At 71.7% G+C, this 4,652-nt stretch carries 4 protein-coding genes; 2 read left to right on the top strand and 2 right to left on the bottom strand.

Going from position 1 to position 4,652, the window contains the following annotated elements; genetic code table 11:
- Positions 1 to 222: 222 nt before the first annotated feature.
- Positions 223 to 1,182 carry a DeoR/GlpR family DNA-binding transcription regulator gene (locus ACZ48Z_RS35715; RefSeq protein WP_389095937.1) on the bottom strand — a complete coding sequence of 320 codons (960 nt, stop codon included), beginning with the start codon at positions 1,180 to 1,182 and terminating at the stop codon, positions 223 to 225.
- A gap of 166 nt (positions 1,183 to 1,348) precedes the next feature.
- Positions 1,349 to 2,797: an NAD(P)H-quinone dehydrogenase gene (locus ACZ48Z_RS35710; RefSeq protein WP_468740065.1), complete on the bottom strand. Its 1,449-nt coding sequence runs from the start codon at positions 2,795 to 2,797 to the stop codon at positions 1,349 to 1,351.
- Positions 2,798 to 2,893: 96 nt separating this feature from the next.
- On the opposite strand from ACZ48Z_RS35710, the gene ACZ48Z_RS35705 reads away from it, so the two are divergent.
- Positions 2,894 to 3,331 (top strand): gamma-glutamylcyclotransferase family protein, encoded by a 438-nt coding sequence (locus ACZ48Z_RS35705; RefSeq protein ID WP_468740064.1) that lies wholly within the window; start codon positions 2,894 to 2,896, stop codon positions 3,329 to 3,331.
- A gap of 91 nt (positions 3,332 to 3,422) precedes the next feature.
- Positions 3,423 to 4,247, top strand: coding sequence for a purine-nucleoside phosphorylase (locus tag ACZ48Z_RS35700; RefSeq protein ID WP_468740063.1), 825 nt, complete (start codon positions 3,423 to 3,425; stop codon positions 4,245 to 4,247).
- The last annotated feature ends 405 nt before the right edge of the window (positions 4,248 to 4,652 follow it).

Here is a 4,652-nt window from a genome sequence, read left to right as displayed (position 1 = left end):
CCCGCCCCCTCGCCCCCCCTCCCTCCCCCCCCCCTCCCCCTCCCTCCCCCCCCCCCTCCCCCCCCCCCACCCCCCCCCCCCCCCCCCCCCACCCCCCCCCCACCCCCCCCCCGCCCCCCCCCCCCCCCCCCCCCCCCCCCCCCCCGCTTCCCCGTCCCCGTGACGGTGGATTTCAGGGTGCCGCGGGTCGTGCCGGTGAGGCGTGGCGCCCGGCCGTGCGGCTCATCGCCGGCGAAGGTCCGCCACCCGCGCCCGCTCCGCACCCGGAGGCTGCTCACCGTGGACGGTGGCCGTGCGCAGGCCCGGGCCGCCCGCGACCTGGCCGCGGCGGGGTCCCGGCAGGGGCACGTCCCGGCGCTGTTGCCGACGCGCCGGGACCTGATCACCCCCCGGCGCTCCCGACGCGCCGGCCACGGCGATCTGCACCCCCTGGTCGGCGAGCGCCTGGAGTTCCGTACCGGCCCGGTCGTCGTGGGCCGGGGGTTCGTCCGTGACCAGGCGGGTGATCACATCCGTCGGCACGGTCTGGAACATCGTGTCCGTACCGAGCTTGGTGTGGTCGGCGAGGACCACGACCTCCGCGGCGGCCTGCACCAGCGCCCGGTCCACGGACGCCGACAGCATGTTGGACGTGGACAGCCCGCGCTCGGCGGTGAGTCCGCTCCCGGAGATGAAGGCCCGGGAGACCCTGAGCCCCTGGAGCGACTGTTCCGCCCCCGAGCCCACCAGGGCGTAGTTGGAACCGCGCAGGGTGCCGCCGGTCATCACCACTTCCACCCGGTTGGCATGGGCGAGCGCCTGGGCCACCAGCAGGGAGTTGGTCACGACGGTCAGCCCGGGGACCCGGGCGAGCCGGCGTGCCAGCTCCTGCGTGGTCGTACCCGCTCCCACCACGATCGCCTCGCCTTCTTCGACGAGGCCCGCGGCGAGATCGGCGATGGCCGTCTTCTCGGCGGTCGCGAGATGTGATTTCTGCGGAAAGCCGGACTCTCGCGTGAACCCGCCCGGCAATACCGCACCGCCATGTCGGCGGTCGAGGAGTCCTTCTGCCTCCAGTGCGCGCACGTCCCGCCGTACGGTCACTTCGGAGGTCTGGACGACGCGGGCGAGCTCACGGAGCGATACAGCCCCGTTGGCTCGCACCATTTCGAGGATCAATTGGCGACGTTCTGCAGCGAACACGAAACTGACAGTAACGCCAACGACCGTCTGCTTTCAGCTGTTTGCGCCGAATAGCAGAAGATGTTCGCACTACAGGACGGGAAGTGGTATAGGGCCTAATCTCCCCGCCTATGCCGCGCGAATGGTCGGCAACTCCCTGTGACCAGGCAGGAATCGCTTTCGGCCGTCAGGCTTCCCCGCCGTCCTTGCGCGTGTGCAACTGCCGTGCCACCTCGGCGATCGACCCCGAAAGGGAGGGGTAAACGGTGAACGCGTTCGCGATCTGTTCGACCGTCAGATTGTTGTCGACCGCGATCGAGATGGGGTGGATCAGTTCCGAGGCACGGGGCGCCACGACGACACCGCCGACGATGATTCCCGTACCCGGGCGGCAGAAGATCTTGACGAAGCCGTCGCGGATGCCCTGCATCTTGGCGCGCGGATTCCTGAGCAACGGCAGCTTCACGACCCGGGCGTCGATCTTCCCGGCGTCCACGTCCGCCTGCGAATACCCGACGGTGGCGATCTCCGGGTCGGTGAAGACGTTCGACGAGACGGTCTTCAGGTTCAGCGGGGCCACCGCGTCACCGAGGAAGTGGTACATGGCGATACGCCCCTGCATGGCGGCGACGGACGCCAGGGCGAAGACCCCGGTCACGTCACCGGCGGCGTACACACCGGGGGCGGAGGTCCTGGACACCTTGTCGGTCCAGATGTGCCCGGACTCCCGGAGCCTGACCCCGGCCTCCTCCAGCCCCATCCCGGCGCTGTTGGGAATGGCGCCGACGGCCATCAGACAGTGCGACCCGGTGATGACCCGCCCGTCCGCGAGGGTGACCTCGACCCGGTCGCCGACCCGCTTGGCGGACTCGGCGCGGGAGCGCGCCATGACGTTCATGCCACGGCGCCGGAAGACCTCCTCCAGCACCGCGGCGGCATCCGGGTCCTCACCGGGCAGCACGCGATCCCGCGACGAAACGAGCGTCACCTTGGACCCGAGCGCCTGGTAGGCACCGGCGAACTCGGCACCGGTCACACCCGAACCGACCACGATGAGCTCGTCCGGCAGCTCGGTGAGGTCGTAGACCTGGGTCCAGTTGAGGATGCGCTCCCCGTCGGGCTGGGCGTCGGGCAGCTCACGGGGATGCCCGCCCGTGGCGATCAGCACGGCATCAGCGACGAGCGTCTCCTCGCTCCCGTCGACGGCCCGCACGACGACCTTCCGCGACCCGTCGAGGGACTGCATGCCCTCAAGACGCCCCCGCCCGCGCAGCACCCGCGCACCGGCACGCGTCACGGAGGCGGTGATGTCATGGGACTGGGCAAGGGCGAGCCGCTTCACACGCCGGTTGACCTTCCCCAGATCGACGCCCACCACCCGGGCGGCCTGCTCCAGCGGTGGGGTGTCGTCGGCGACGATGATCCCCAGCTCCTCGTACGACGAGTCGAAGGTCGTCATGACCTCGGCCGTCGCGATGAGAGTCTTCGACGGCACGCAGTCGGTCAGCACCGACGCTCCGCCCAGACCGTCGCAGTCGACGACGGTCACCTCCGCGCCGAGCTGGGCGGCCACCAGGGCCGCCTCGTATCCGCCGGGTCCGCCACCGATGATCACGATCCGAGTCACGTACTCCATTGTCCCGCACGCCCGGAGGTCTCACGCCCTGGGGCCCTCCTCGAGATGCCACCGTTACGGGAGAGACGCGGGGGAAGGCTGCCGTACCCTCGACGCATGTCGCTCTACGCCGCCTACGCCGGCAACCTCGACGCGCGGCTGATGACCCGCCGTGCCCCGCACTCGCCGATGCGCGCCACGGGGTGGCTGAACGGGTGGCGGCTGACCTTCGCGGGCGAGCACATGGGCTGGGAGGGCGCTCTCGCGACGATCGTCGAGGACCCCCTGTCCCAGGTGTTCGTCGCGCTCTACGAGATCGCCCCGCCCGACGAGGACTCGATGGACCGCTGGGAGGGCGTCGGCCTCGACATCTACCGCCGTACCCGCGTCCGCGTCCACACCCTGGAGGGCGAGGAGCAGGCCTGGACGTACGTCCTGAACGGCTACGAGGGCGGTCTGCCCTCCGCCCGCTACCTGGGCGAGGTCGCCGACGCGGCGGAATCGGCGGGCGCCCCCCACGACTACGTCATGGAACTGCGCAAGCGCCCCTGCTAGCGCCGTTGGTCGGAAACGACAAGACAACGATCGCCATCCCGTCCGCTCTGTCATCTACGCGCGTAGGCATCTACCGGCTACCCTCATGCGCGTGAACGCATCTCTTCTTCCGGACCACATCCAGGGCGACCCCCACACCGCCGCGGACGCCGCCGCCACGCGCCTGCGCGAACTGACCGGCGCCGAGACCCACGACGTCGCCCTCGTGATGGGCTCCGGCTGGGCCCCCGCGGTGGACGCACTCGGTGCACCCGACGCCGAGTTCCCGGTCACCGACCTGCCCGGCTTCCCGCCGCCGGCGGTGGAGGGGCACGGTGGCAAGATCCGCTCGTACAAGATCGGCGAGAAGCGGGCCCTGGTCTTCCTGGGCCGCACGCACTACTACGAGGGCCGCGGTGTCGCCGCCGTCGCGCACGGCGTCCGCACCGCCGTGGCCGCCGGCTGCAAGACCATCGTCCTCACCAACGGGTGCGGCGGCCTCCGCGAGGGCATGCGCCCCGGCCAGCCTGTCCTGATCAGCGACCACATCAACCTCACGGCGACGTCCCCCATCATCGGCGCGAACTTCGTCGACCTCACGGACCTCTACTCCCCCCGCCTGCGCGCCCTGTGCAAGGAGATCGACGCGAGCCTGGAGGAGGGCGTCTACGCCCAGTTCCCCGGCCCGCACTACGAGACTCCGGCCGAGATCCGCATGGCCCGCGTGATCGGCGCGGACCTGGTGGGCATGTCGACGGTCCTGGAGGCGATCGCCGCACGCGAGGCGGGTGCGGAGGTGCTGGGCATCTCCCTGGTCACCAACCTCGCGGCGGGCATGACGGGCGAGCCGCTGAACCACGAGGAGGTCCTGCAGGCAGGCCGCGACTCGGCTACCCGGATGGGCGCCCTGCTGGCCCAGGTACTCGGCCGCCTCTGACCTCCCCCAAGGGGGTGCCACACATGTCCCAGGGCGCCTGCGGCCCGGGGGCTGGTCGCGCAGTTCCCCGCGCCCCTGAACGCGGAACGCACCAGGGGGTGGGACGGTCCGCCGACAGGCGGGTGCGGCCCGGTGGGGGCTGGTCGCGCAGTTCCCCGCGCCCCTGAACGCGGAACGCACCAGGGGGTGGGACGGTCCGCCGACAGGCGGGTGCGGCCCGGTGGGGGCTGGTCGCGCAGTTCCCCGCGCCCCTGAACGCGGAACGCACCAGGGGGTGGGACGGTCCGCCGACAGGCGGGTGCGGCCCGGTGGGGGCTGGTCGCGCAGTTCCCCGCGCCCCTGAACGCGGAACGCACCAGGGGGTGGGACGGTCCGCCGACAGGCGGGTGCGGCCCGGTGGGGGCT

It is taken from the genome of Streptomyces sp. NPDC031225 (genome assembly GCF_055570355.1).
The sequence above is the reverse complement of the archived record's forward strand: the minus strand, read 5'-3'. Positions and strand labels throughout refer to the sequence as shown.

What these genes read in the sequence shown, in the direction of transcription:
- ACZ48Z_RS35710 (WP_468740065.1), bottom strand. Translation starts at nt 2,797, where the DNA reads ATGGAGTACGTGACTCGGATCGTGATCATCGGTGGCGGACCCGGCGGA.
- ACZ48Z_RS35705 (WP_468740064.1), top strand. Translation starts at nt 2,894, where the DNA reads ATGTCGCTCTACGCCGCCTACGCCGGCAACCTCGACGCGCGGCTGATG.